23 protein-coding genes are annotated in these 26,538 nt (G+C 60.1%); 8 read left to right on the top strand and 15 right to left on the bottom strand.

What is annotated here, in order from left to right; translation table 11 throughout:
* Positions 1-25 precede the first annotated feature (25 nt).
* Both ACIF4X_RS10320 and ACIF4X_RS10315 read left to right on the top strand, forming a co-directional pair.
* A complete protein-coding gene (locus tag ACIF4X_RS10320; RefSeq protein ID WP_003227425.1) occupies positions 26-262 on the top strand; it encodes a DUF3820 family protein in 237 nt (78 codons plus the stop codon).
* A 30-nt stretch (positions 263-292) separates the two neighbouring features.
* On the top strand, positions 293-1,474 hold the full coding sequence (locus ACIF4X_RS10315) for an aminotransferase class V-fold PLP-dependent enzyme (RefSeq protein ID WP_397482030.1): 1,182 nt from the start codon (positions 293-295) through the stop codon (positions 1,472-1,474).
* Here the strand turns inward: ACIF4X_RS10315 and ACIF4X_RS10310 are convergent.
* The 4 genes from ACIF4X_RS10310 to zwf all read right to left on the bottom strand — a co-directional run bounded on the left by ACIF4X_RS10310 (position 1,471) and on the right by zwf (position 5,067).
* Positions 1,471-1,950, bottom strand: coding sequence for a hypothetical protein (locus tag ACIF4X_RS10310; RefSeq protein ID WP_397482029.1), 480 nt, complete (start codon positions 1,948-1,950; stop codon positions 1,471-1,473). The genes ACIF4X_RS10315 and ACIF4X_RS10310 overlap by 4 nt on opposite strands.
* Positions 1,951-2,217: 267 nt before the next feature.
* Positions 2,218-2,808 (bottom strand): bifunctional 4-hydroxy-2-oxoglutarate aldolase/2-dehydro-3-deoxy-phosphogluconate aldolase, encoded by a 591-nt coding sequence (locus tag ACIF4X_RS10305; protein WP_397482095.1) that lies wholly within the window; start codon positions 2,806-2,808, stop codon positions 2,218-2,220.
* 92 nt (positions 2,809-2,900) lie between these two features.
* Entirely contained in the window at positions 2,901-3,614 is a 714-nt protein-coding gene (pgl, locus tag ACIF4X_RS10300; protein ID WP_397482028.1) for a 6-phosphogluconolactonase, read from the bottom strand.
* Positions 3,601-5,067 carry a glucose-6-phosphate dehydrogenase gene (gene zwf, locus ACIF4X_RS10295; RefSeq protein ID WP_064119140.1) on the bottom strand — a complete coding sequence of 489 codons (1,467 nt, stop codon included), beginning with the start codon at positions 5,065-5,067 and terminating at the stop codon, positions 3,601-3,603. The genes pgl and zwf overlap by 14 nt, the downstream gene beginning before the upstream one ends.
* 226 nt (positions 5,068-5,293) lie before the next feature.
* Here zwf and ACIF4X_RS10290 point away from each other — a divergent pair, with 226 nt between their 5' ends.
* The gene (locus ACIF4X_RS10290) at positions 5,294-6,154 is read left to right on the top strand and encodes a MurR/RpiR family transcriptional regulator (protein ID WP_171057240.1); all 861 of its coding nucleotides are present in this window, start codon (positions 5,294-5,296) and stop codon (positions 6,152-6,154) included.
* A 207-nt stretch (positions 6,155-6,361) separates the two neighbouring features.
* Here ACIF4X_RS10290 and ACIF4X_RS10285 read toward each other — a convergent pair whose 3' ends face one another.
* The 11 genes from ACIF4X_RS10285 to edd all read right to left on the bottom strand — a co-directional run bounded on the left by ACIF4X_RS10285 (position 6,362) and on the right by edd (position 20,062).
* Positions 6,362-7,216 carry a D-hexose-6-phosphate mutarotase gene (locus ACIF4X_RS10285; protein WP_397482027.1) on the bottom strand — a complete coding sequence of 285 codons (855 nt, stop codon included), beginning with the start codon at positions 7,214-7,216 and terminating at the stop codon, positions 6,362-6,364.
* Between the two features lie 113 nt (positions 7,217-7,329).
* Positions 7,330-8,679, bottom strand: coding sequence for a carbohydrate porin (locus tag ACIF4X_RS10280; RefSeq protein WP_007917870.1), 1,350 nt, complete (start codon positions 8,677-8,679; stop codon positions 7,330-7,332).
* Between the two features lie 221 nt (positions 8,680-8,900).
* Positions 8,901-10,061, bottom strand: a complete 1,161-nt coding sequence (locus tag ACIF4X_RS10275; RefSeq protein WP_397482026.1) for an ABC transporter ATP-binding protein — start codon at positions 10,059-10,061, stop codon at positions 8,901-8,903.
* A gap of 2 nt (positions 10,062-10,063) precedes the next feature.
* Entirely contained in the window at positions 10,064-10,909 is an 846-nt protein-coding gene (locus ACIF4X_RS10270; protein WP_277758977.1) for a carbohydrate ABC transporter permease, read from the bottom strand.
* A complete protein-coding gene (locus ACIF4X_RS10265) occupies positions 10,902-11,810 on the bottom strand; it encodes a carbohydrate ABC transporter permease (RefSeq protein ID WP_007917874.1) in 909 nt (302 codons plus the stop codon). Before ACIF4X_RS10265 ends, ACIF4X_RS10270 begins: the two co-directional genes overlap by 8 nt.
* A 155-nt stretch (positions 11,811-11,965) precedes the next feature.
* Positions 11,966-13,267 (bottom strand): ABC transporter substrate-binding protein, encoded by a 1,302-nt coding sequence (locus ACIF4X_RS10260; RefSeq protein ID WP_016983700.1) that lies wholly within the window; start codon positions 13,265-13,267, stop codon positions 11,966-11,968.
* A 118-nt stretch (positions 13,268-13,385) separates the two neighbouring features.
* Positions 13,386-14,645: an AGE family epimerase/isomerase gene (locus ACIF4X_RS10255; protein ID WP_397482025.1), complete on the bottom strand. Its 1,260-nt coding sequence runs from the start codon at positions 14,643-14,645 to the stop codon at positions 13,386-13,388.
* 295 nt (positions 14,646-14,940) lie between these two features.
* Positions 14,941-16,410 carry an ATP-binding protein gene (locus ACIF4X_RS10250; protein WP_397482024.1) on the bottom strand — a complete coding sequence of 490 codons (1,470 nt, stop codon included), beginning with the start codon at positions 16,408-16,410 and terminating at the stop codon, positions 14,941-14,943.
* The gene (locus tag ACIF4X_RS10245; RefSeq protein WP_025112821.1) at positions 16,400-17,131 is read right to left on the bottom strand and encodes a response regulator; all 732 of its coding nucleotides are present in this window, start codon (positions 17,129-17,131) and stop codon (positions 16,400-16,402) included. Before ACIF4X_RS10245 ends, ACIF4X_RS10250 begins: the two co-directional genes overlap by 11 nt.
* A 154-nt stretch (positions 17,132-17,285) precedes the next feature.
* Positions 17,286-18,239 (bottom strand): glucokinase, encoded by a 954-nt coding sequence (locus ACIF4X_RS10240; RefSeq protein ID WP_397482023.1) that lies wholly within the window; start codon positions 18,237-18,239, stop codon positions 17,286-17,288.
* Complete coding sequence (gene edd, locus ACIF4X_RS10235; RefSeq protein WP_095112266.1) at positions 18,236-20,062, bottom strand: phosphogluconate dehydratase; 1,827 nt, start codon at positions 20,060-20,062, stop codon at positions 18,236-18,238. The genes ACIF4X_RS10240 and edd overlap by 4 nt, the downstream gene beginning before the upstream one ends.
* Positions 20,063-20,282: 220 nt before the next feature.
* Here edd and gap point away from each other — a divergent pair, with 220 nt between their 5' ends.
* The 5 genes from gap (at position 20,283) to ACIF4X_RS10210 (ending at position 26,496) form a co-directional block, all read left to right on the top strand.
* On the top strand, positions 20,283-21,284 hold the full coding sequence (gene gap / locus ACIF4X_RS10230) for a type I glyceraldehyde-3-phosphate dehydrogenase (protein ID WP_077574258.1): 1,002 nt from the start codon (positions 20,283-20,285) through the stop codon (positions 21,282-21,284).
* Between the two features lie 187 nt (positions 21,285-21,471).
* Positions 21,472-21,990 carry an RNA polymerase sigma factor gene (locus ACIF4X_RS10225; RefSeq protein WP_093430467.1) on the top strand — a complete coding sequence of 173 codons (519 nt, stop codon included), beginning with the start codon at positions 21,472-21,474 and terminating at the stop codon, positions 21,988-21,990.
* A gap of 125 nt (positions 21,991-22,115) precedes the next feature.
* A complete protein-coding gene (locus ACIF4X_RS10220) occupies positions 22,116-23,081 on the top strand; it encodes a FecR family protein (protein ID WP_397482022.1) in 966 nt (321 codons plus the stop codon).
* A 121-nt stretch (positions 23,082-23,202) separates the two neighbouring features.
* Positions 23,203-25,788 carry a TonB-dependent receptor gene (locus ACIF4X_RS10215; protein WP_397482021.1) on the top strand — a complete coding sequence of 862 codons (2,586 nt, stop codon included), beginning with the start codon at positions 23,203-23,205 and terminating at the stop codon, positions 25,786-25,788.
* 111 nt (positions 25,789-25,899) lie between these two features.
* Entirely contained in the window at positions 25,900-26,496 is a 597-nt protein-coding gene (locus tag ACIF4X_RS10210) for a biliverdin-producing heme oxygenase (RefSeq protein WP_397482020.1), read from the top strand.
* Positions 26,497-26,538 lie beyond the last annotated feature (42 nt).

Here is a 26,538-nt window from a genome sequence, read left to right as displayed (position 1 = left end):
GTTTTGAAGCCAGACGAAAACCCTGATGAATCCCGAAAAACTCGAACTGCTGATCACGCGAGAAATGCCTTTCGGCAAGTATAAGGGCCGGATCATTGCCGACCTGCCAGGGCCGTACTTGAACTGGTTTGCCCGCGAAGGTTTCCCGCACGGCGAACTCGGTGGTTTGCTCGCGCTGATGCAGGAAATCGACCATAACGGCCTGTCGGATTTGCTCGAACCGCTGCGCGCCAAACACGGCAAGCCTGCCCCGCGCCACTGAAGCGCCCTCCTCTTCCTGAGTTAGCCGACCATGCCCGATAACACCCGCCGCGCCCGTGACGAAGTCTTCTGGGAGACATTCGCTGATCGTTACGACGTTCAACCCGGCCCCGTGAACCTGGAAAACGGTTACTTCGGGCGCATGTCGCGCACGGTGATCGAGGAATACCAGCGCAATATCGAGCTGATCAACACCAGTAACTCGGTGTATGTACGCCAGCGTTTCGAACAGCACGACAACCTCGACATTCGCGCGCAACTGGCCGAGCTGATCGGCGTGCGCGCGCAGAGCGTGGCGTTCACCCGCAACGCGACTGAAGGCCTGCAATCGCTGATCCGCAACTACAACCGGCTGCAGCCGGGCGATCAGGTGCTGATCGGTGACCTGGAATACGACACGGTCAAAGGCGCCATGCGCTGGCTGGCCAAACATCGCGGTGCCGAAGTGATCGAGATCGCACATGCGCACCCGGCGAGCTACGACAGCCTGGTGGAGACTTACCGCGAAGCCTTCGTTGGTTATCCGAAAATCAAGCTGATGGCCCTGACTCACGTCACTCACCGCACCGGTCTGGTCATGCCGGTGCAAGCCATCGCCGCGCTCGCCAAAGAGCATGGCGTCGATGTCATCCTCGACGGCGCCCATGCACTTGGACAGATCGAGTTCGATCTTGAGGCGCTGGGCATCTCTTTCGCCGGATTCAACCTGCACAAATGGATCGGCGCGCCACTCACCCTCGGCTTCCTCTATATCGCGCCACAACGCCTGGCCGATATCGATCCGGACATGGGTGAAATGCATTACACGGTGAATGACATTCGCTCGCGCACTTCGTACAGCACGCCCAACATTCCGGCGCTGATGACCTTGCCGCTGGTGTTCGAAGAGCACCGCTCGCTCGGCGGCGCACCGGCCAAAGGCGCTCGCCTGAATTATCTGCGCAACTTGTGGGTCCGCGCGGTGCGGAACTTGCCGGGCATCGAGGTGATGACACCTGACGATCCTCGGCTGTATTGCGGCATCACATCGCTGCGCTTCACCCGGCACGACGATCAACAAGCGATGGCCGAGCGCCTGCTCAACGATTACAACCTGTTCACCGTGGTGCGCAACGGCGCCGCCAGCGGCCCGAGCATCCGCATCACGCCGGGGCTGACCACCACCGCCGCCGATATGCAGTTGCTGGTGCGTGCACTGGACGAGCTGCGCTAAAACACCGCCCCCGTGCATTTTTCGAAGCCCGCAAGGCCGATCTGCGACGACACCGCAAAAGTGTCGACGCCGATGGTCAGGCTGCCGAAGTAGCCGTCCTCCAGGCCTTCACCACCAATCGGTTGCAACACCAACCGCGAGGCGGCATCCCCGGGGGGTTCACAGCGGCAAGCACTGGGCAGATGCAGCTGTCCTGTCCAGGCCTCGTGACGTGCCTGTGGGGATTGATCATCACCAGCAATGCCCACCGACATGGCGATGCATGTAGCACCGCCCGACTGCTGATCCGGATAAATACTGGTAAAGCGCACGATGCCTTGGCTGTCGGTCGCCTGCGTGCCACACAGTGTATCGGCGCCAATGTGCTGTTCGATCCGAACCAACGCGCCAACCACCGGCTCACCGGTCATCGCATCGACCAGGGCCAGACGCAACACCAGGGGCGAACCTTCTACGCCATGGCTGATGTTGCGCACCTTTGCCGGCGTTTCGCGCCAGACTGAGCTGCCGGGCTGCGGTCCCGGTTGATGTACTGGGTTAGGTATTAAAGCGACAGATTGATGGTCGTCCATGAGGCGTTCTCTCTTCCGTAAGATGAACGCAGATTAGCGCCACGCAAACGCGGCTGTGCGGTAACTATGTATCGCGTGATGTCCTCGCACTTTCTTCAAGACAAAAAAAACGGTGCACCGACCGAGCGCACCGTAAAGCCGTAGAACACACAACGAAGTGTCTGGTAACAATCAGTCCAGCAGCGCCAACGCCTCGGCGGTGCATTCCTGAATACGGGCCCAGTCGCCGTTCTTGATCCACTCCGGATCGAGCATCCAGCTACCGCCCACGCACATGACGTTTTTCAACGCCATGTAGCTCTTGATGTTGGCCGGGCCGACGCCGCCAGTCGGGCAGAATTTCACTTCGCCGAACGGCCCGCCAAGGGCTTTGATCGCTGCTACGCCACCGCTGACTTCCGCCGGGAACAGCTTGAAGCGGCGATAACCCAGACCATAGCCTTCCATGATGCCGGAGGCGTTGCTGATGCCCGGCAACAGCGGAATCGGGCTGTCGACACTGGCTTCGAGCAAATCACGGGTAATGCCCGGGGTGACGATGAATTGCGAACCGGCGGCTTCGGCCGCCGCAAGCATGTTGCGATCGAGCACGGTGCCGGCACCGGTCATCAGCTCCGGACGCTGCTCGCGCAGGATCTGAATGGCCTTGAGGCCGAACTGCGAACGCAGGGTCACTTCCAGCGCGGTCAGACCACCGGCGGCCAGGGCGTCGGCCAGCGGCAGCACGTCCTGTTCGCGAGCGATGGTGATCACCGGCAAGATCCGCGCCTAGGCGCAGAGGCTGTCGAACAGGGCAACTTTGTCCGCCATGGAAACGGTCGGGGATGGGGTTGTCATAGCGGCTGTTCCTTGGCTCATGGGCACCAGTAAATCTCTAACGTAGGTTGCAGAAACGCGCGCACCGGCATGGCGGCGACGTCATCGGATGCCAGTGCGGCATTCAGGGTGATCAGTTTCGACTGACCGGAAATCGACAGAATCTTGTGTTTGGCCGAGGCCAGCAGCGCACGGCTCATGGTCAGGCGCTGACGCGGCACGCTCGGCGCCAGCATCGGCCAGCAACGGCGGGTGCCATCGGCTTGCAGGGCTTCGGCCAGGTTCGGGCTGTCGGGGAACAGCGACGCGGTGTGACCGTCATCACCCATGCCCAGCACCAGCACGTCGATCGGCGGCAGTTCAGCGAGCAAACGGTCAGCCTGTTCAGCAGCCTGCTCGACGTTCGCCGCCGCGCTATAAAGGCTGAGGAACTGCGCTTTCGCCGCCGGGCCTTTGAGCAAGTATTGCTTGAGCAAACCGGCATTGCTGTCAGCGTGTTCAACCGGTACCCAACGCTCGTCGGCGAGGGTCACGACGACCTTCGACCAGTCCAGTTCCTGCTTGGCCAGGTGCTGGAAAAACGCCACCGGGCTACGACCGCCCGACACCACCAGCACCGCGTTGCCGCGCGCAGCAATGGCTTCGCTCAGTTGTTTGGCAACGTTCAGCGCCAAACCTTCGGCCAACAGCGCCGGGCTGTTGAATTCGTGGGCACTTACGCCCGCCGGCAGTTGCACATCAGATATCGCCATACCACGACCTCCCGTCCCGCGTGATCAATGCAATGGAGCTCATCGGCCCCCACGACCCGGCCGCATACGGCTTGGGCGCGTCACCGGATTTTTTCCACCCGGCGATCAGCTGGTCACACCATTTCCACGCGGCTTCGATTTCATCTTTACGGACAAACAGGTTCTGATTGCCGTTCATCACTTCCAGCAACAACCGTTCGTAGGCGTCGGGGATCCGCGCGCTACGCCAGGTGTCGGAGAAATTCAGTTGCAGCGGGCCGCTGCGCAGTTGCATGCCTTTGTCCAGGCCCTGCTCTTTGGTCATCACGCGCAAGGAAATGCCTTCGTCCGGTTGCAGGCGGATGATCAGTTTGTTGCTGATCTGCAGGCGTTGTTCCGGCGCAAAAATGTAGTGCGACGGTTCCTTGAAGTGAATGACGATCTGCGACAGTTTCTGCGGCATGCGCTTGCCGGTACGCAGATAGAACGGCACGCCAGCCCAACGCCAGTTACGGATATCGGCACGCAGAGCGACGAAGGTTTCGGTGTCGCTCTGGGTGTTGGAGTTCGGTTCTTCGAGGTAACCCGGTACGGATTTGCCTTCGCTGTGGCCGGCGATGTACTGGCCGCGCACCACCTGAGTGGTCAGGCCTTCCGGGCTGATCGGCGCGAGCGCCTTGAGCACTTTTACTTTCTCGTCACGGATGCTGTCGGCGGACAAGTCGGCCGGCGGGTCCATGGCGATCAGACAGAGCAGTTGCAACAGGTGATTCTGGATCATGTCGCGCAGTTGGCCGGCCTTGTCGAAATAGCCCCAACGGCCTTCGATGCCAACCTTCTCGGCCACGGTGATTTCCACGTGGGAGATGTAATTCTGGTTCCACTGGGTTTCGAACAGACTGTTGGCGAAACGCAGGGCGATCAGGTTCTGGACGGTTTCTTTGCCCAGGTAGTGGTCGATGCGGTAGGTGCGGTTTTCCGGGAAGAACTGCGCCACGGCGTCGTTAACCTTGCGCGACGATTCGAGGTCGGAGCCGATCGGTTTTTCCAGCACCACGCGAGTGTTTTCCGCCAGACCGACTTTCGCCAGGTTCTCGCAGATCGCGCCGTACACCGCGGCCGGCGTGGCGAAGTAGGCAATCATGCGTTGCGTGCTGCCGGCCAGTTCGGCCAGCGCCACATAATCTTCGGATTTGAGGAAGTCGACGTGCAGGTAGGTCAGGCGTGCGAGAAAACGCTCGGCGACGGCCTCGTCCAGCTCTTTGCCCACATAGCGGCGCAGTTCGGCGGCGATGAACGCCATGTGCTGCTGCTCGGAACCTTCTTCACGGGCCAGCGCGATGATGCGCGTGTCCTCGTGCAGCAGGTCGGCGCCATCGAGGTGATAAAGGGCAGGAAACAGCTTGCGCAGGGCCAGATCGCCAAGCGCGCCGAACAAGGCAAAGGTGCACGGTTCAACCGTAATCGAAGGCATGATGTTTGTTCTTTTATCAAGTTAAGCTACAAATACCTTTTTTCAAGGCATCACTCAAGGGAAAATGTAGTAATAACCACAACATTTTCGCAAAATACAGATTCCGAGTGGTGGTCGCTCGGACGCATCAGTAGGATAGGCCACCGTTACCGGCCATATCAAAGGCCCAATTTGCATAGCCCGGCGCACCTTTGCGCAGGTGAATTAGGAATTCCATATGGACCGCGTGCGAAATTTACTGGAACAGATCCAGAGTCGCCTTGAAGACCTGAACAAGGCCGAACGCAAAGTCGCCGAGGTGATCCTGCTCAACCCGCAGCAGGCCACCCGCTTCAGCATCGCCGCCCTCGCCCAGGCAGCCTCGGTGAGCGAGCCGACGGTCAACCGTTTCTGCCGTTCGTTCGGCGTCAGCGGCTATCCCGAACTCAAGCTGCAACTGGCGCAGAGTCTGGCCAGTGGCGCGGCGTATGTCAGTCGCGCGGTCGAGGCCGACGACAATCCCGAGGCGTACACACAGAAGATTTTCGGCAGCGCCATTGCGTCTCTGGACAGCGCTTGCCAGGCACTTGATCCGAACCTGATCAGCCGCGCCGTCGACCTGTTGATTCAGGCCCGACAGATCCACTTCTTCGGCCTCGGCGCTTCGGCGCCGGTGGCGCTGGATGCGCAACACAAGTTCTTCCGCTTCAACCTCGCGGTGACCGCGCATGCTGATGTGTTGATGCAGCGGATGATTGCGTCGGTGGCGCACACCGGTGAGCTGTTCGTGATCATTTCCTACACCGGCCGCACTCGCGAACTGGTGGAAGTGGCACGCATTGCTCGCGAGAATGGCGCTTCGGTGCTGGGCCTGACGGCGGAGAATTCGCCGCTGGCCAAGGCGAGTACCTTGAGCCTGAATATTCCGCTGCCGGAAGACACCGACATTTATATGCCGATGACATCGCGGATCATTCAGTTGACGGTGCTGGATGTGCTGGCGACCGGGATGACCTTGCGTCGCGGGGTGGATTTCCAGCCGCATTTGCGCAAGATCAAAGAGAGTTTGAATGCGAGCCGGTATCCGGTGGGTGACGAGTTCAACTAAAGATCAAAAGCACCCTCACCCCAACCCTCTCCCGGAGGGAGAGGGGGCCGACCGAGGTGTCTTGCGCTGTACATCGACCTGAAACACTGAGTCGATTATGGATTCACCGACATTCGTTCAGGTCGATGCATCTCTCGAACATCCCCCATTCGGTCCCCTCTCCCTCCGGGAGAGGGCTAGGGTGAGGGTCGCGGTGTACTTGACACACTAAGCCGCCGCCCACGCCTGCAAACTCAAATGCGCCTTCTCCCCCGGTGCCAGGTGCAAGCTGTCAGTCCCACCCGCCGCGGCTTCCACGCAAACAAACTCCAACACCTCATCCCAGCTCACACCCAACAACGGCCGCGCCCCAGGATGCCACACCACCGTGTCCGCACTGTCACCGGTATCAATGCACAACTCGCGCTGCCAGGCGTGATCCTTGAGCTGCAACTCGCCGTCATGCTGGAACACCCGCTGACAACCGCCATCGACCCGCAGCTCGCCTTCCTGCTGACAAACCTGGCGATTCAACTGGTCATAACCCTGCGCCCCTTCGAGCCCAGACAGCGCTATCTCACCGACATCGCCAATACGCCAGTAAGCATGCAAAGCCTGGCTCAACTGGCACGGCATGTCGTCCTGATGCTCGGTGCTCAGGCGTAATTCCATGCGTTCGCCCAGATGTGCATGCAGGTCAACCTGCCAGTCGCACAGCTGCAATTGCCAGTGCAGGCGCACGCCGTCGTCGGCGCTGCTGCTGTCGAGCAACTTCCAGTCGAGCAGTCGCGCCCAACCATGCGATGGCCAGGCGTTTTCGCTGGGATGACGGCCATACCACGGCCAACACACCGGCACGCCACCACGGATCGCACCGACATGCGGCCACTTCGCCGCACACCACAACCACGGCTTTTGCCCGCGCGGCTGAAAGTGCAGCAACTGCGCGCCTTGACGACTGAACACCGCCTGACACAGCGGATGATCGATCACCAACACGTCGCGCATCTGATAGCGCTCCCAGGCGAACACCGGTTGTTCACGCAGGGATTTGAAGAAGCGTTGTAGCGGATGCTCATGCATTTGCCACGGTTCCGAATTCATCTGTTACGGGGATTACTGCCCCTCAAAAAAAAGCGGACAGCCTTGGCTGTCCGCAAATATGCGCACATAGAGAGGAGCTTATCGCAGACGCGTTAGAACGTAGACTGAATTTTCAGGCCAGCGACCAATGCGTTGTCCACTTCATCCACACCACCCGGGTGAGTGATGTACTGCAGGTTAGGACGTACGGTCAGCCAGTTGGTGACGTGGAAGCCGTAGTTGATCTCGTAGTTGTATTCGGTTTCACGAATCGGCGAGAACACCGGGTTGTCGTAATCCGAAACACCGTTGGACGCATTCAGCAGCTCGGCGTTTTTCTTCACATCGTCGTTGACGTGGATACGCGCCGCGCCGATACCGACGTCATCCTTCGGACGCGCGTCGAACGGGCCTTTGTAGACAAACATCACCGACTGATAGTTGTCGATGAAGTTGGTGTCTTTGTCGTGGAACGTGGCATTGGCCGCGATGTTCAGACCGCGAGAAGCATCACCGTTGTGGCTGGTGAGTTGCTGTTGCGCCACGAACCAGTAGCCGCTTTTGCTGCTGTGGGTTTTGTACGCGTCGCCAGTAGTAGCAGCGTCGAAACCGTTGACGTCTTCGCGAACGTCGTCGGCATCGGCGGTGCTCTTGTAGTAACCGACGCGGTATTCGCCCGGCAGGCTGTTGACCTTCGGCGACCAGACCAATTCAACCGGCAAGACAGTACCTTTGGTGCCGCTGCCGCTGAGCTTGAAGCCGTTGCCGTGTTCCAGCTGCGACGGGTTCTGGTTGTACGCACCGATCTGCGCGTAGAGCTCGTCGTTGATGTTGTACTTCACGCGGATCGCGGCCTGGCTGACGGGCCAGTTGTACCAGATGTTGGTCGCCCAGTTACCCACTTGCGAGCCGCAGAACGCCAGGTTCTGGAAGTCGCACGGGAAGGTGTTGAAGTCTTCGCCTTCACCGAAGTAACCGGCCTTGACGTCGAGTTTGTTATCGAAGAACTGGTGCTGAATCCACAATTGGGTCAGACGCACCATGTGGCCACGACCGTAAACTTCTTGCGAAGAACTCAAGGTGCCGGCACGCGGATCGCCAACGCGGTCGTTGGAGATGTTGTAGCCATTACGGTTGGTCAGCTGGATCTTCGCCTGGGTGTTATCCCAGCCCCACAGCTTTTGCAGATCGAGTGCCACGCCCAGACCGAACTGGTCAGCGTAACGCGCGGTCTTGTCGTCGTTGTAGCCACCGTTCAGGTTGCCACCGACTTCCCCAACGTAGTCGGCCTTGATGTCGATACCCTGCTCGATCAGCTTGGTACGCTCGCCACCCCAGTCGCCCGTCATCCATTTCGAATCGGAACTGAAGGCATCCGCCGCCATGGCGTTACCGGCCAGCACCAAGGCCGCCGCAGCCGACACTTGGCAGATCAACCGGGCATTGACGTGTTTCTTTTTCATCCCTACATCCTCGTCTTTATTGTTATTAACTGTTTTTATCTAACGCGGTTTACATAAATTGCGATGGATTACAGGCAATCCACCGCGTGCTCCTTTTGGAATCCAATCCCTGTGGGAGCTGGCTTGCCAGCGATGGCATCGACTCTGTTCCACTGTGAACCGAGTTGCCTGCATCGCTGGCAAGCCAGCTCCCACATGACTGCATTCCAACCTTGATCTGTTCACCGGCCTTTGAATTGGGCGACGTTCGCAGACCGCGCATCGGTCTGTGGTTGCCCGGCAGTGCCGAGGCGCTCGCCGGTCTTGGCATCGAACAACAACACTTTCGACGGATCGAATTGCAGCGTCAGGTTCTCGCCCACCTGCGGTGCCACGTCTGGCGCCAGACGGCAGCAGACTTTGGTGTCATTCAGATTGACGAACACCAAGGTGTCGGGGCCAGTCGGTTCGGTCACCTGCACTTCGGCACGAATGCTCGGCAGGCCATTGCCCTCGCCGTTCGCCAGCACGATTTGCTCCGGGCGCAGGCCGAGGATCACTTCGCGATCTTCGAGCCCGGCGTCCTGCATGCTCATCGGCAACTCACAACGCGCCTGGCCACTGTCGAGCAGCGCCAGCAGACGACCGTCCTTGCGTTGCAGGCGCAGCGGAATGAAGTTCATCGGCGGCGAACCGATGAAGCTCGCCACAAACAGGTTGGCCGGATCGTTGTAGATCTCTTTTGGCGTGCCGAACTGCTGAATGATGCCGTCCTTCATCACCGCAACCTTGTCGCCCAGGGTCATCGCTTCGATCTGGTCGTGGGTCACGTAGACCGTGGTGGTTTTCAGGCGCTGGTGCATCAGTTTCATTTCGGTGCGCATCTCGACACGCAGCTTGGCGTCGAGGTTGGACAGCGGTTCGTCGAACAGATAGATCTTCGGACGACGCGCCAGCGCACGGCCCATCGCCACACGCTGCTGCTGGCCACCTGAAAGCTGACCCGGCTTGCGATTGAGCAAATGTTCGATCTGCAGCAGTTTGGCCACGCGTGCGACTTCTTCGTCGATCGCCGACTGCGCCATCTTGCGAATCTTCAGGCCGAACTCGATGTTCTCGCGCACGCTCATGGTCGGGTACAGCGCGTAGGACTGGAACACCATGGCGATGTCGCGATCCTTCGGGCTCATGCCGCTGACGTCCTGATCACCGATCATGATCGCGCCGCCGGTGATGGTTTCCAGACCGGCGATGCAGTTCATCAACGTCGATTTGCCGCAGCCCGACGGGCCGACGAGGATCAGGAACTCACCTTCCTTGATCGACAGTTCAATGTTCTTCAAGGTGTCCGGCAGGCCGGCACCGTAGGTCTTGTTTACGTTGCGAAGTTCGAGCGTTGCCATGATTACCCCTTGACTGCGCCGGCCGTCAGCCCGCGCACGAAATACTTGCCTGCGACCACATAGACCAGCAGGGTCGGCAGGCCGGCGATCATCGCCGCTGCCATATCAACGTTGTATTCCTTGGCGCCGGTGCTGGTGTTGACCAGGTTGTTCAGCGCCACCGTGATCGGTTGCGAATCACCGCTGGAGAACACCACACCGAACAGGAAGTCGTTCCAGATCTGGGTGAATTGCCAGATCAGGCAGACCATGATGATCGGCGTCGACATCGGCAGGATGATGCGGCGGAAAATCGTGAAGAAACCCGCGCCATCGAGGCGTGCGGCTTTCACCAGCGCATCCGGAATGCTCACGTAGTAGTTGCGGAAGAACAGTGTGGTGAACGCCAGACCGTAAACCACGTGGATAAACACCAGGCCGGTGGTGGTGCTCGCCAGGCCCATCTTGCCGAGGGTAAACGAGGCCGGCAGCAGCACGGTCTGGAACGGCAGGAAGCAGCCGAACAACAGCAGACCGAAGAACAACTGCGAACCGCGGAAGCGCCAGAACGACAGCACATAACCATTCAACGCACCGATGGCGGTGGAAATAACTACCGCCGGAACGGTGATCTTGATCGAGTTCCAGAAGTACCCGTCAACCGTGGCCCAGGCCTTGACCCAGCCGATGCCGCTGACCACGGTCGGCCAGCTCAGCAAGTTGCCGGTGCTGATGTCTTCCGGGGTCTTGAAGCTGGTCAGCAACATGACCACCAGCGGCACCAGATAAAGCAGTACGGCGAGGATCAGCACCGCGTAGATCGCGATGCGACTCAGGCTGATAGCAGGTTTGGCAGCGAGACTAGTCATTGCGCTTGGTCCTCAGCTCGGAATACAGGTAAGGCACGATGATCGCGAGGATCGCACCGAGCATCAGAATCGCACTGGCCGAGCCCATACCCATCTGGCCGCGACTGAAGGTGAAGGAATACATGAACATTGCGGGCAGGTCGGAGGAATAACCCGGGCCACCGGCGGTCATCGCCGCGACCAGGTCGAAGCTCTTGATCGCGATGTGCGCCAGAATCATCACCGCACTGAAGAACACCGGACGCAGGCTTGGCAGCACCACTTTCCAGTAGATCGTCGGCATGCTCGCGCCATCTATCTGCGCAGCGCGGATGATCGATTGATCGACGCCACGCAGGCCGGCCAAAAACATCGCCATGATGAAGCCCGAGGCTTGCCAGACAGCGGCGATCACCAGGCAGTAGACCACGCGATCAGGGTCGATCAGCCAGTCGAGACGGAAGCCTTCCCAGCCCCAGTCACGCAACAATTTGTCCAGGCCCATGCCCGGGTTGAGCAGCCATTTCCACGCGGTACCGGTGACGATCATCGAGAGCGCCATCGGGTACAGGTAAATGGTGCGGATAAAGCCTTCGCGACGAATGCGCTGGTCGAGGAACACCGCCAGCAACACGCCGATCACCAAAGTGATACCGATGAACATGCCGCCGAACACCGCGAGGTTTTTGCTCGCGACCCACCAGCGGTCGTTGTCGAACAACCGCGCGTATTGCGCCAGACCGGCCCACTTGTAGTTAGGCAGGAAAGTCGAGGTGGTGAACGACAGCACGAACGTCCACAGGATGTAGCCATAGAAGCCCACCAGCACGATGAACATGCTCGGCGCCAGCACCAGTTTGGGTAGCCAGCGTTGCAATGCATCGAACGGCGAGGCCTTGCTGAACACAGCAACAGAACTCATGGGGAAATCCAGTACAGGGAATAAAAACTACAGTGAGATCCCTTGTGGGAGCGAGCCTGCTCGCGAATGCGGTGTGTCAGTCGACGGATGGAGCAACTGACACAACGCCTTCGCGAGCAGGCTCGCTCCCACAGGGGAAGCCTGTGCACCGATGCTTATTTAGACGATTTGATCGCTGCACCCAGTTTCTTGGCGGTGTCGGCCGGGTCGGCTTTCGGGTCGTTGATGTAGTTGGTCACGACGTCAAAGAACGCGCCTTGCACCGCCAGCGTGGTCGCCATGTTGTGCGCCATGCTTGGCTGCAGGCCGCCGGACTTGGCGTCTGCCAGGAAATCCTTGGCAGCGGTCTGCGCGCAGGAATCGAAACCGAGCTTGTCCATGTTGTTCAACATGTCGTTGCGAACCGGGATCGAGCCTTTGTTGATGCTGAAGACTTTCTGGAAGTTTTCACCCAGCACGACTTTGGCGATGTCCTGCTGACCGGCCGCAGTGCCTGCGTCCTTCTGCTTGAACACGGCCAGCGAGTCGATGTTGTAGGTGAACGCCTTGTCAGTGCCCGGGAAGGCTACGCACTCGTAATCCTTGCCGGCGACTTTCTTGGCGGCGGTCCATTCGGACTTGGCCCAGTCGCCCATGATCTGCATGCCGGCCTTGCCGTTAATGACTTTGGCCGCTTCCAGGTTCCAGTCCTGACCTTTGCCGTCGGCGTCCATGTAGGTCGCGACTTTCTTCAGCTCGGTCAGCGCCTTGACCATTTCCGGACCGGTCAGCGCGGCGTTGTCCAGGTCAACCAGGGCTTTCTTGTAACCATCGACACCCATGACCGAGAGCACCACGGCTTCGAACACGGTGCTGTCCTGCCAAGGCTGACCGCCGTGAGCCAGCGGGATGAAGCCCGCAGCCTTCAGCTTGTCGCCAGCGGCATAGAATTCTTCGAGGGTGGTCGGGTTCTTGGTGATACCGGCTTTCTTGAACACTTCCGGGTTGATCCACAGCCAGTTCACGCGGTGAATGTTCACCGGCACGGCCACGTAATCACCGTCGTACTTCACGGTATCGGAGACTTTCTTGTCGAGCAGGCTGTCCCACTTTTCCGACTTGGCGACGTCTTTCAACACGTCGGTGTCGAGCAGGCCGGTGGACGCCCATTCCTGGATGTCCGGGCCTTTGATCTGGGCGACGCCAGGCGGGTTGCCGGCAACGGCACGGCTTTTCAACACGGTCATGGCAGTGGCACCGCCACCACCGGCGACAGCGCCGTCTTTCCAGGTGAAACCGTCTTTTTCGACTTGCGCCTTGAGCACATCAACAGCGGCTTTTTCGCCACCGGACGTCCACCAGTGCACGACTTCGACCGAACCTTTGGATTCGGCAGCGGAAACACTGAGAGGCAGAATTGCGAGCGGGAACAGGGAGGCGACAGAAATGACAGTAGCGAGGCGAGAAATCGCATTCATCTGAGATGTACCTTTCTTGTTGTTATGCATGCAAGTCTGGTGCTTGCGCTGCACAGGAGTTTAAACAGGACGTTTCCCTTCGCAGGTAACGAAGGGACGCGCGAATGTCACCACATGGTTACACAGGAGAACCGTGAGACAACTGCGCTAAAGCAGTCGCCATACTCGGTGACAAGGGTAGACGAGGGATCAGCACCGCCTGCCAGGCGTGATACAGATCGGGTTTGCCCGCCCAGATATCGGCGCTCGGGATGTTTTGCGGGTTGAGTTCGTGGTGCCAGCTGCCGTCGCAACGGTCGATGAAATTCACCTCGCAGAATTCCCAGAACAGCCGGTACCAGGTTTCGTATTGCGCATCTCCGCTGCGTTTGAGCAACGCGCTGGCAGCGGCGCTGGCTTCGGCGTGTGTCCAGTGCAGACGATGGCGGACAACGGCTTTGTTGTCCCAGTCGAGGGTGTAGACGATGCCCGGCAAACCATCGACGTTCCAACCGTTGCGGCAGTTGTTCTCGAAGAGTTTTGCCGCGTCAGTGGCGAGCCAGCCGAGCGTCAACATGCCGGCCTGCACCCGCGCCGCTTCGAGGTGCAGCAACAGCCGCGCCCACTCAAAACCGTGACCCGGTGTGGTGCCGTACGGGCGGAAACCGTCGGCAGGATTGTCGTGGTTGTAGTCGCGCAGCGGTTGCCAGTCGCGGTCGAAATGCTCGATGACCATGTAACCGTTGGCGGCAGCATGACCGTGGATCACCCGCTCGACGATGCGTTGCGCACGCACCAGCCAGCGCGGATCTTCTGTGACATCGGCCAGTGCGAGGAACGCCTCGGTCGCGTGCATGTTGCTGTTGGCGCCGCGATAGGCTTCTTCTTCACTCCAGTCGCGATTGAAGAACTCGCGCATGGCGCCCTCTTCTTCGCTCCAGAAATACGTGTCGATGATGTCGATGGCATCGTCCAGCAGCGCTTGCGCGCCGGGACGTTGCGCGACCACCGCAGAGCTCGCCGCCAGCGCGACAAAGGCATGCAGATAAGCATTCTTTCCGGTGTTGCCGTCGCGGTGTTCGGCGACCGCAAACCAGCCACCGTGCAAGGCGTCACGCAATGGCCCGCGCAGGGCGGCGATGCCGTGATCGACCCGTTCGGCAAATCCCGGCAGCCCCTGAATGTGGGCCATGGCGAAACTGTGGGTCATGCGCGCGGTGTTCATGGTTTCGGCTTGTGCGTTCGCTGGCAGACGGCCGCGTTCGTCGAGGTTGCCGAAGCCTTGCGGGAGTTTTGATGCCTTGGCGAAATCCAGCAGACGCAGGCCTTCGGCGGCGAGCCATTGCTGGTGGGCAGGGGCGTTCAGCCAACTGCTGAAGCCTGGGTGGAAAAGATCCATGGGTGGCCTTTTTTGTTGTTATGACTGCGGGGAGTCTAAACAACGGGCCGGGGTGGGCTTGTAACGAAGGGGGCGGGGCTTGTCACCGATCCGTGACAAAAGAGCCACCCTCACCCCAGCCCTCTCCCGGAGGGAGAGGGGGCCGACCGAGGTGTAATGAGTTATCCGCCGACCTGATACATTGAGTCGATTATGGATTCGCTACCGGACTTCCAGGTCGGCGTATCTCTGCAGCATCCCTCGATCAGTCCCCTCTCCCCCCGGGAGAGGGCTAGGGTGAGGGAAAGCTTTTGACTCAATCCGCCGAACGCGGCAGTTGCAGGGTCACCCGCAACCCACCGTCACGCAAATTCTGCAACGTCACCTCTCCGCCATGGCTGTGGGCAATGTTCCGCGCAATCCCGAGCCCGAGCCCATAACCCTGCTGCTGTCCCGCCAACCGGAAGTGCGGCTCAAACACCTGCTCCAAACGCTGCTCCGGCACGCCCGGCCCTTCATCATCAACGTGCAAGACAAACGCGCTGTCATCGTCATCGATATGCAGATGCGCGTTCTGCCCATACTTCAACGCGTTGTCGATCAGGTTGCCGATGCAGCGTTTCAACGCCAGCGGCTTACCCGGATACGCCGCCAGCGCCCGGCCATGCTGAGTCACGCGACCGTTGCCGTTCGGCGCCAGATAAGGCTCGACCAGACAATCCAGCACATGATTAAGATCCACCGGCTCGATGTTCTCGTGGATGTCAGTGTCTTTCACACATTGCAGCGCGCCTTTGACCAGCAGCTCCAACTCATCCAGATCACGACCGAACTTGGCCTGCAGCTTCTCGTCTTCAAGCAATTCGACGCGCAAACGCAAACGCGTGATCGGTGTGCGCAGGTCATGGGAGATCGCGCTGAACAACTGGCTGCGTTCGGTCAGGTAACGGCTGATGCGTTCGCGCATGGTGTTGAAAGCACGACCCACTTCGACCACTTCGCTGCCACCACCCTCGGCCACCGGCTCGACGTCGGCGCCCAGCGACAGATCCCGCGCTGCCCGCGCCAGACGTTTGAGCGGCCGGCTTTGCCAGTGCACCAGCAGGCCGATGAACAGCAATAGAAAACCACTGGTGAGAACGATGAACCATACCTGCTGCGAGGGCAGGCCTTGTTCTTCAAGGCTGGTGTACGGCTCGGGCAACAGCGAGGCGATGTACAGCCATTCGCCCGGCGCCATTTGAATCTGCGTGACCAACACGGGTGGATTCACCGGCTCCAGGGTCAGCGCGTAATGCGCCCACGAGCGCGGCAGCTCATCGAGTTTCAGCCCTGCGTTGAAGATCCGCAGGTCTTCGGGGCTGACGAAGGTCACTGATATATCGGTGTCATGCCCGAGGGTCTGGCGCAGCACTTCGTCGACCGCTTTCATCACCGCCGCTTTACGCGGCGTGACCGGCAACACATCCATGCCCAACGGCTTGTCGTTGAGCGTCACGACAAAGCGGGTGCCGCCCATGCTGCGCAACTGGTCGAGCACCAACGGTCGATAAGCCACCGGTAATGAGCGGAAATAGCTGACGCTGGCGGTCATTGAATGGGCGAGGCTGCGGGCGCTGGTGACCAGACCTTCGAGCTGGGTTGCGCGCAGTTGCGAGACCCAGATCACGCTGGATAACGTCTGCGCGAACAGCACCGCGAGCAAGGTCAACAGCAGCATTCGCCCGAGCAGCGAGCGTGGTACCGGCACCTTGGCGGCAAGTTTGCGCAACGAATCAGTGACCATTGCCGGCAACCACGTTGGCTGCCAGTTGATAGCCGCTGCCGCGCACGGTACGGATCAGCCGTGGCGGTTTTTCCGTGTCGCGCAGACGCTGGCGCAAACGGCTGACGGCCATGTCGACAATGCGATCGAGCGGCATCAGGTCGCGGCCACGGGTGGCGTTGCCAATGGTGTCGCGGTCGAGGATTTCCTGCGGGTGATCGAGGAACAGCTTCAGCAGGGCGAAGTCGGCGCCGGAGAGAATCACCTCCTCGCCGTCGGTGTGGAACAGCCGATGGCTGACCATGTCCAGCCGCCACTCATCGAAGGCCAGCACTTCACTGCCACTGCGTTCCTGACCGAATTGCGCACGCCGCAGCAGGGCTTTGATGCGTGCTTGCAGTTCGCGTGGGCTGAAGGGTTTGCCGAGGTAGTCGTCGGCGCCGAGTTCCAGACCGATCACGCGATCGGCCTCGTCGGAACTGGCGGTGAGCATGATGATCGGCACCTGCGCCTGACGCGGATGCTGACGTACCCACCGGCACAGGCTGAAGCCGTCTTCGTCGGGCAGCATGACATCGAGGATCACAAGATCGCTCGGCGCCTCGTTGAGGGCCTGACGAAAACTGGCACCATCGGCGGTGGCCCGCACCTGAAACCCGGCGCGGGTCAGGTAGGTTTCCAGCAACTCGCGTATTTCCTGGTCGTCATCGACCAACAATATCGACTTGTTGACTGAGCTCACTTCGAAGGCATCCTTGTTGTTGGAATTGGGGCGGATTATGCCTGATGAACCGATCGTTCCCACGCTCTGCGTGGGAATGCCTCTGGGGACGCTCCGCGTCCAGTGACGCGGAGCGTCACGGGCTGCATTCCCACGCAGAGCGTGGGAACGATCCTCAGCCAGCTTGCTCGAGGGCTACACCCGCGCCCATCAGGCCAGAATACGGCGCTGTCACCAGCCACACCGGAATGCCTTTGAAGTAATCGCTCATGCAACCCTTGTCCGCGAAGCTGCGGGCAAAACCGCTTTCCAGGAAGAAATCGGCAAACCGTGGAATCACCCCGCCAACGATATACACCCCGCCACGCCCGCCCGTGGTCAGTACGTTATTGCCGGCGACACGGCCGAGCCAGCAGCAGAACTGCTCCAGCACTTCCAGCGCAATCGGATCGCCCGCCAGACCGGCGGCAGTAATCGCTTCCGGCGTGTCGAGCTTGGGCTCATGCCCGTCCACCGCACAGATCGCCCGGTAAACCCGTGGCAAACCGCCGCCGCTTAAAGCGGTTTCGGCGCTGACATGGCCGATTTCATTGTGGATGTGCTGCCACAGCTGCGTTTCACGCGGGCTGCTCAGAGGCAGATCGACGTGACCGCCCTCCCCCGGCAACGCCGCGAAACGACCCTCGCCCAAATCGAGCAACGTGCCGACGCCCAAGCCAGTGCCCGGGCCGATCACCACCGCCGGGCGCAACGGCTCCGGCGTGCCTTCGCAGACCACGCGGAATTCGCCCGGCTGCAAACGGGTCATGCCCAGCGCCATCGCCGAGAAGTCGTTGACCAGCAACAACTGCTCGACCTGCAAGGTTTTGCAGAACGCGGTGCGGCTCAGGCGCCAGTGATTGTTGGTGAACTTGAATTCATCACCGCTGACCGGGCCGGCCACCGACAGGCACACCGAACCGATCGAACCCGGCGCCAGACCGAGCCCGCTCAGATACAGGCTGATCGCCTCTTCCGGGCTGGCATGGTCGGCCGTGGCCAACACCTGAACCGATTGCAGTTGCTGGTTTTTCCACAACGCAAACCGCGCGTTGGTGCCTCCGATGTCACCGACCAAAGCCAGTTTCAATTAAGCGTCTCCAGGGCAGAAGTGAAGGCGCTGGCGCCCTGCTCCGCCGAGCTGAAGGCCATGCGCATGAAGCCAAACAGTTCGCGACCGCTGCCGATGTTGTTGCCCAACAGGCCTTTGGCGGGTTCGCGCGCTGCAAATTCTGCGGCGTCGACCTTGAGCTCCAAGGTGCCTTTGACGCCATCGACGCGGATGATATCGCCCTCTTGCACCCGCGCCAAAGCGCCACCGACATAAGCCTCGGGGCTGACGTGAATTGCCGCCGGGATTTTCCCCGAGGCGCCGGACATCCGTCCGTCAGTCACCAGCGCGACTTTGAAGCCGCGATCCTGCAGCACGCCGAGGAACGGCGTCATCTTGTGCAGCTCCGGCATGCCGTTGGAACGCGGGCCCTGGAAGCGCATCACGGCGACGAAATCTTTTTCCAGCAGGCCGGCCTTGAACGCGTCGGCCAGATCCTGCTGATCCTGGAACACCATCGCTGGCGCTTCGACGATCTGGTTTTCCAGCGCAACAGCGGACACCTTCATCACACCGCGCCCGAGGTTGCCTTCCATCACCCGCAAACCACCCTCTGCCGAGAATGCACGGGCGACCGGACGCAGGATATTTTCGTCGAGGCTGTCGACCGGGCCTTCGCGCCAGACCAGTTCACCGTTATCAAGGAACGGCTCTTTCGTGTATTTGCTCAAGCCATGACCGAGCACGGTGTTGACGTCTTCGTGCAGCAGACCGGCGCCAAGCAGTTCGCGGATCAGGAACGACATGCCGCCCGCTGCCTGGAAGTGGTTGATGTCGGCTTTGCCGTTCGGGTAGACGTGGCTCAGGGTCGGCACGACTTCGGAGAGGTCGGCCATGTCCTGCCAGGTCAGTTGGATACCCGCCGCCATGGCAATGGCCGGCATGTGCAGGGTGTGGTTGGTGGAGCCGCCAGTCGCGTGCAGCGCAACGATCGAGTTGACCAGCGACTTCTCGTCGACGATTTCGCCAATCGGCATGAAGTTGCCATTTTGTTTGGTCAGACGCGTAACCTGATGCGCGGCTTCGCGGGTCAGCGCATCGCGCAGCGGCGTGTTCGGATTGACGAAAGAGGCGCCCGGCAAGTGCAGGCCCATGACTTCCATCAGCAACTGGTTGGTGTTGGCGGTGCCGTAAAAGGTGCAAGTGCCCGGGCTGTGGTAGGACTTCATCTCCGATTCCAGCAGCTCTTCGCGGGTCGCTTTGCCTTCAGCGTACTTCTGGCGCACGTCGGCTTTTTCCTTGTTGGAAATCCCCGAGACCATCGGCCCGCCCGGGACGAAAATCGTCGGCAGGTGACCGAAGCGCAGCGAGCCCATCATCAGGCCCGGGACGATCTTGTCGCAGATGCCGAGCATCAGCGCGCCGTCGAACATGTTGTGCGACAGCGCCACGGCCGTCGACATGGCGATCACTTCGCGGCTCGGCAGGCTCAGTTCCATGCCCGGCTCACCTTGGGTGACGCCGTCGCACATGGCTGGCGTACCGCCGGCGAACTGGCCGACCGAGCCGATTTCGCGCAGGGCGTTCTTGATCTGCTCCGGGAACACTTCGTACGGCTGGTGCGCCGAGAGCATGTCGTTATACGAAGAAACAATGGCGATGTTCGCCGAGTTCATCATCCGCAGGCTGTGCTTGTCTTCGCTGCCGCACCCGGCCACGCCGTGGGCAAAGTTGGCGCATTGCAGCTTGCCGCGCATCGGCCCGTCAGTGGCGGCGCCGCGAATCAGTGCAAGGTAAGCCTGACGCGTGGCGCGGCTGCGGGCGATAAGCCGTTCGGTGACCTCAAGGACGCGGGGATGCATGTGTAGAACTCCAGGCTAACGGATGTGGCGACCTGATTGTCTATGCTGATCAAACGCCGTTGTTGTTGGAATGACAGACGGCTTTTTTGACCATTCGGACCAGTTGATTCAGGTCACTCGTTGTAGATAAAACAAAATATTGCCACTAAAAAGGCTTGTTTTCTATTTTTATGCGAATAATCTTGTAATTCCAACAACAAAACGACGGCGGCGCTGTTCCATGACTCTTCGAATCGCAATCAATGGTTTTGGCCGCATCGGCCGTAATGTCCTGCGCGCACTGTATACCCAAGGCTATCGACAGGATTTGCAGATCGTCGCCATCAACGATCTGGGCGACAGCTCGATCAATGCTCATCTGCTCAAATACGACACCGTTCACGGCACGTTCGACGCTCAGGTCGAGCATGACAATGAAAGTCTGACCGTCAACGGCGACCGCATTGCGGTCAGCGCGATTCGCAACCCGGCCGAACTGCCATGGGCGGCGGAAAAGATTGATGTGGTGTTCGAATGCACCGGTCTCTTTACCGATCGCGCCAAAGCGGCCGCGCATATTACTGCCGGCGCGCGCAAAGTGATCATCTCGGCCCCGGCCAAAGGTGCCGACGCCACTGTGGTTTATGGTGTGAACCACGACATTCTGCGCCAGTCGCACCAGATCATCTCCAACGCTTCGTGCACCACCAACTGCCTGGCGCCAGTGGCGCAGGTGCTGCACCGCGAGCTGGGGATTGAAAGCGGTCTGATGACTACGATCCATGCCTACACCAACGATCAGAACCTGACGGACGTCTATCACACCGACCCGTACCGCGCGCGTTCAGCCACGCAGAACATGATCCCGAGCAAGACCGGCGCCGCTGAGGCCGTGGGCCTGGTGTTGCCGGAACTGGCCGGCAAACTGACCGGCATGGCCGTGCGGGTGCCGGTGATCAATGTGTCGCTGGTGGATTTGACCGTACAGCTGAAAAAAGAAGCCAGCGCCGAGGAAGTCAACGCCCTGCTCAAGGCTGCGAGCCAGCATTCGAAGATATTGGGTTACAACACGTTGCCGCTGGTTTCCAGCGACTTCAACCACAACCCGCTGTCATCGATTTTCGACGCCAACCACACCAAGTCCAGCGGCAAATTGCTCAAGGTGCTGGCGTGGTATGACAACGAGTGGGGCTTCTCGAACCGCATGCTGGATAACTGCCTGGCGCTGTGTAACGCCGAGTAAGATTGTCCTGATCCCCTGTAGGAGCTGCCGAAGGCTGCGATCTTTTGATCTTGTTTTTAAGATCAACATCAAAAGATCGCAGCCTTCGGCAGCTCCTGCATTTATCTGTGTCGATCACAAAACAACACTTGACCATTCGAATAGATGATAAGCATTATCATTCGCTTGAAATGGATCAGGTCCTCCCGTGAGTCAATCGCGCTTCAACCACGTCTTCCTTACCCAGCGCACGTCCTTGCTGCGCACGCTGGAACGGATGGTCAACAATCACAGCACCGCTGAAGACCTGTTGCAGGAGACCTACCTGCGCGTGACGCGGGCGTTGAGCGAGCGGGCCATCGATCACCTCGAACCTTTTGTCTTCCAGACCGCACGCAATCTGGCGCTGGATCATTTGCGTGCGCGCAAGATCCATTCGCGAACCATGGTCGACGACGTGCCGCAGGATGTCGTGCACAGCGTCGCCGCCCCCGCCAGCAGCGCCGAAGATGCCGCCCACGCCGAACAGATGCTGGAGCGCCTGAACGTGAGCCTCAGTCAACTCAGCCCCCGCCAGCAGCAGATTTTCATCCTCAGCCGTTTGCACGGGAACAGCTATCAGGAAATCGCTGATGAACTGAACGTCTCCCTCAGCACCGTGCAGAAAGAACTGAAGCTGATCATGAGCATTTGCATCGGTGTCGCTGAACGCCTGAATGGCGACTGAGGTCGTAGGCCTTTTCTGTAAGTGCCAGGATCGCCTGCACGGATCATCGGGCTTTGTTACCCTTGCCCGACTTTTACGCTTCACTTGAAAAAACAGCCGTGCGCAGACACTGTCGAGGAAACACCGTGACGGACACCCACCGCTCGCCTTCGCCGGATTCGGTGCAGGACGCTGCCAACGCAATGGACCAGGCTTTGGACTGGCTCATCGTGCTCGGCAGCCCGGACGAGGAGCAGACCCGGCAGTTCCATGCCTGGCTGGCGGCCGATCCGCTAAATGCCGAAGCGTTCGCCAAGGCCCAGGCGATCTGGGACGGCCCGCAAATCGCCCAGTGCGCGCAAAGCTTGGCGGCCAAGCCTGCGAAAGTCACCTTCTTGAAGCGTCTGCGTCCGCACTGGAAACCGCTGGCAACCGCGGCAGTGCTGATTCTCGGGTTGTTCAGTTTCAGTAACTTGCCGATGCGGATTCAAGCCGATCATCTGACCGTCGTCGGCGAGCGCCAGCGTCTGCAACTGGAGGACGGCTCGAAAGTCCTGCTCAATACCAATTCAGCGTTTTCCAGCACCATCAATGATCAGCAGCGCGTTGCCCGATTGTTTCAGGGCGAGGCGTTTTTCGAAATCGCCAGCGGCCGCGGTCAACCGCTGGAAATCGATGCCGGGCCAGTCACTGCCAGCGTGCGCGATACCGCGTTCGCCGTGCGCTATCTCGATGGCGTCGCGCAGGTCAATGTGCAACGTGGCGACGTCGATTTGCGCGCCACCCACAACGATGCCCGTGTGCGCCTGACGGCCGGCGAAAGTATTCGCATCGGCCCCAACGGCTTCGACGGCCCGGCCAAACTCGACGCCAACACGGATCTGGCCTGGGTCCAGGGCCGACTGGTGTTCGAAAACTGCCCGCTGAACCAGGTGCTGGCCGAACTGCGCCGTTACTACCCGGGCTGGATCATCAACACCAACGAGCAACTGGCCGACGTCGCCGTGACCGGTAATTACCGTCTCGATCAGCCGCTCGACGTGGTTCGCTCCCTCGCGCACATCACCTCGGCGCGCCTGCAGGAATTCCCCGCGCTGGTGATCCTGAACTAAATGAGAATTATTTTTACTCGATAGCCAACGCCAGTACGTCTCGTTATAGCCAATGCAATTGATTCGCAACACGCGATTCAATCAGCACCTATAAAGATTCGTGCGACACGGAGCGCTATCGATGTCCTCTCGCCTTACCCGCCAGACTGCTTCCCCTTCCCGCGTATTGTCGCTGCTGACCGCGGCCATCCTGATGGCCGGCACTGCGCCGCTGATGGCGGCCACCGAGCAACCGGCACGCAACATGGGCGATTACTCGTTCGCCATCGGCCAGCAGCCGCTGGTGTCGGCGCTCAATGCCTTCACCGCCGTGACTGGTTGGCAGGTCGGCTTGCCGGCAGAACTGGGTCAGGGCGTGTCGTCGCCGGGCGTGCGTGGCTCGCTGCCACCGGAAAAAGCCCTGGAGCGTCTGTTGGTGGGGACCAACCTGAGCTTCCGCAAAATCAGCAACAACAACGTCGTGCTGGAAAAGCGCAACGCCAGCGGCACGCTCAATCTGGATCAGGTGACCATCAGCGCCACCCGTCAGGAGCAGTCGGTCACTAGCGTGCCGGCCACCGTCACCGTGCAGACCCGTCAGGATCTGGACCGCAACAACGTCAACACCATCAAGGATCTGGTGCGTTATGAGCCGGGGGTTTCCGTCGGCGGCGCCGGCACACGTGGCGGCATCAGCGGCTACAACATTCGCGGTATCGACGGCGACCGCATCCTGACTCAGGTGGATGGCGTGGAAGTGCCGGACGGTTTCTTCAACGGCCCCTACGCCAAGACCCAGCGCAATTACGTTGACCCGGAAATCGTCAAACGCGTGGAAATCCTCCGTGGCCCGGCCTCGGTGCTGTACGGCAGCAACGCCATCGGCGGCGCCGTCAGCTACTACACCCTCGATGCCGACGACATCATCAAGCCCGGCAAGGACGTCGGCGCGCGTCTGAAAAGCGGTTACAGCTCGGCCGATGACAGCTGGTTGAAGTCCGCCACCGTGGCCGGCCGTGCCGAGCAGTTCGACGGATTGCTGCACTACAGCCAGCGTGACGGTCACGAAACTGATTCCTACGGCAGCAACAACGGCACCGGTCTGGAACGCACCGCCGCCAACCCGGAAGACGTCAATGCCTACAACGTGCTGGCCAAGATCGGCTGGAACTACAACGAAGATTCGCGCCTGGGCCTGACCTACGAAAAGTACAAGGACGATCGCGACACCGATCAGAAAAGCGCCTACGGCGGCCCGTACTTCAATGGCGCCCCGACCATCCCCAACAGCGTGCTGCCCGGCGGCATGTACCAGTGGCGCACCGGCAACGACACCATCACCCGTGAGCGTTTCGGTATCGAGCACTCGTTCGCCCTCGACAGTCTGCTGGTCGACAACGTGAAGTGGAGCCTCAACCACCAGATCGCCAAAACCGACCAGAGCACCACCGAGTTTTACTACCCGATCACCCGTAAAGTGCTGCGTACTCGCGACACGATTTACGAAGAGAAACAGTGGGTGTTCGACGCGCAACTGGACAAGGCCTTCGCCATCGGTGAAACCGATCACGTGCTGACCTACGGCACCACCATCAAGCAGCAGAAAGTCACCGGCTCGCGCAGCGGCGACGGCACGTGCCTGGCGGTCGGTCGCGGCTGCAGCGCCATCGGCGCAACCAGTACTGCTGACGTGTTGGCCAAGGCCACCGACTTCCCGGACCCGACCATCAACACCTACAGCGTGTTCGCTCAGAATCAGATCAGCTGGAACAACTGGACCTTCCTGCCGGGCCTGCGCTACGACTACACCCAGCTCAAGCCGCACATCACCCAGGAATTCCTCAACACCGTGGCAGCTGACGGCCAAGGCACGGTCAGCGACAAGAACAAGACGTGGCACAAAGTCTCGCCGAAATTCGGCCTGACCTACGCCCTGACCGAGAATTACACCTGGTACGGTCAGTACGCCGAAGGTTTCCGCACCCCGACCGCGAAAGCCCTGTACGGCCGCTTCGAAAACACCACCACCGGTTACAGCGTGGCGCCAAACCCAGACCTCGAACCGGAGAAAAGCAAAAGCTATGAAACCGGTCTGCGCGGCAACTTCGAGCAAGGCTCGTTCGACGTAGCGGTGTTCTATAACAAGTACCGCGACTTCATTAATGAAGACGCTGTGACCCCCGGCCGCAACGAACTGACCTTCCAGTCGGCCAACATCAAGCACGCCACCATCAAAGGTGCGGAAGTCAAAGGTCGCCTGAATCTGGATGCGTTCGGCGCCCCGCAAGGCCTCTACACCCAAGGCTCGATCGCCTACGCCTACGGTCGCAACAACGACAACGGCGAGCCGCTCAACAGCGTCAACCCGCTGACTGGCGTGTTCGGCCTCGGTTACGACCAGGACAACTACGGCGGCCTGCTGAGCTGGACCGTGGTGAAGAAAAAGGATCGCGTCGACGACAGCAACTTCAAGTCGCCGGATGGCGTCAGCAGCCAATTCAAAACCCCCGGCTTCGGCATTCTTGATCTGGCCGGTTATTACAAAGTCACCGACGACGTCACCGTCAGCGGCGGCATCTACAACCTGACCGACAAGAAATACTGGCTGTGGGATGACGTGCGCGGTTACGACAGCGTCGGCGAAGCTTCGGTGACACAACCGGCCAACCTCGATCGCCTGACCCAACCGGGCCGCAACTTCGCAATCAATCTGATCTGGGACATCTGATCCGGCCAACCTCACTGCGCGTGTTCAGGCACCGCGCCGTGAGGTTTTTTTACGCTTGCACGTCTTCTTGTTCGTCTCGTTATCAAGCGCCTCTTTTATCAAGGACATGTCATGACCACTTCGGAAAAAGCCCTGCGTTCACAACGCTTGAACCAGATCACTAACGAACCGCACACCAAGCTCGATGCACTGGTGAAAGCGCATGCGCCATTCGAGACCCGCGCCAATTTCGCCCGCTTCGTCGTTGCGCAATACCTGTTCCAGTCGGAACTGGTCGACCTGTACAACGATGCCGAACTGGCTGCCATTGTCCCTGACCTGCCAGCGCGTTGCCGCGCCGAAGCGGCCAAGGCTGACCTGGCTGATCTGGACACCGAAGTGCCGGCGCCGGTTGTGGGCGCGGTGAAAAACCCAAGCAAGGCTCGTGCTCTGGGCTGGATCTTTGTCTCCGAAGGTTCGAAGCTCGGCGCGGCGTTCCTGATCAAACGTGCCGTGGCGCTGGAGCTAAGCGAAACCTTTGGCGCCCGTCACCTGGGTGAGCCAGAAGGTGGCCGTGCCGAGGGCTGGAAGAGCTTCGTGCGTACCCTCGACTCGCTGCAGTTCAGTGCCGAGGAAGAAGCCGAAGTCGAGCAAGGCGCGATCGATGCGTTCAACCGCTTCACCGTGCTGCTGGAACAGGCGTACGCCACCGAAGCCGAACCGGCCTGACACAACACACATCCCCCTGTAGGAGCTGCCGAAGGCTGCGAT

It is taken from the genome of Pseudomonas sp. NPDC085632 (assembly GCF_044541255.1).
In the GTDB taxonomy this organism is placed as follows: Bacteria; Pseudomonadota; Gammaproteobacteria; order Pseudomonadales; family Pseudomonadaceae; genus Aquipseudomonas.
The sequence above is the reverse complement of the archived record's forward strand: the minus strand, read 5'-3'. Positions and strand labels throughout refer to the sequence as shown.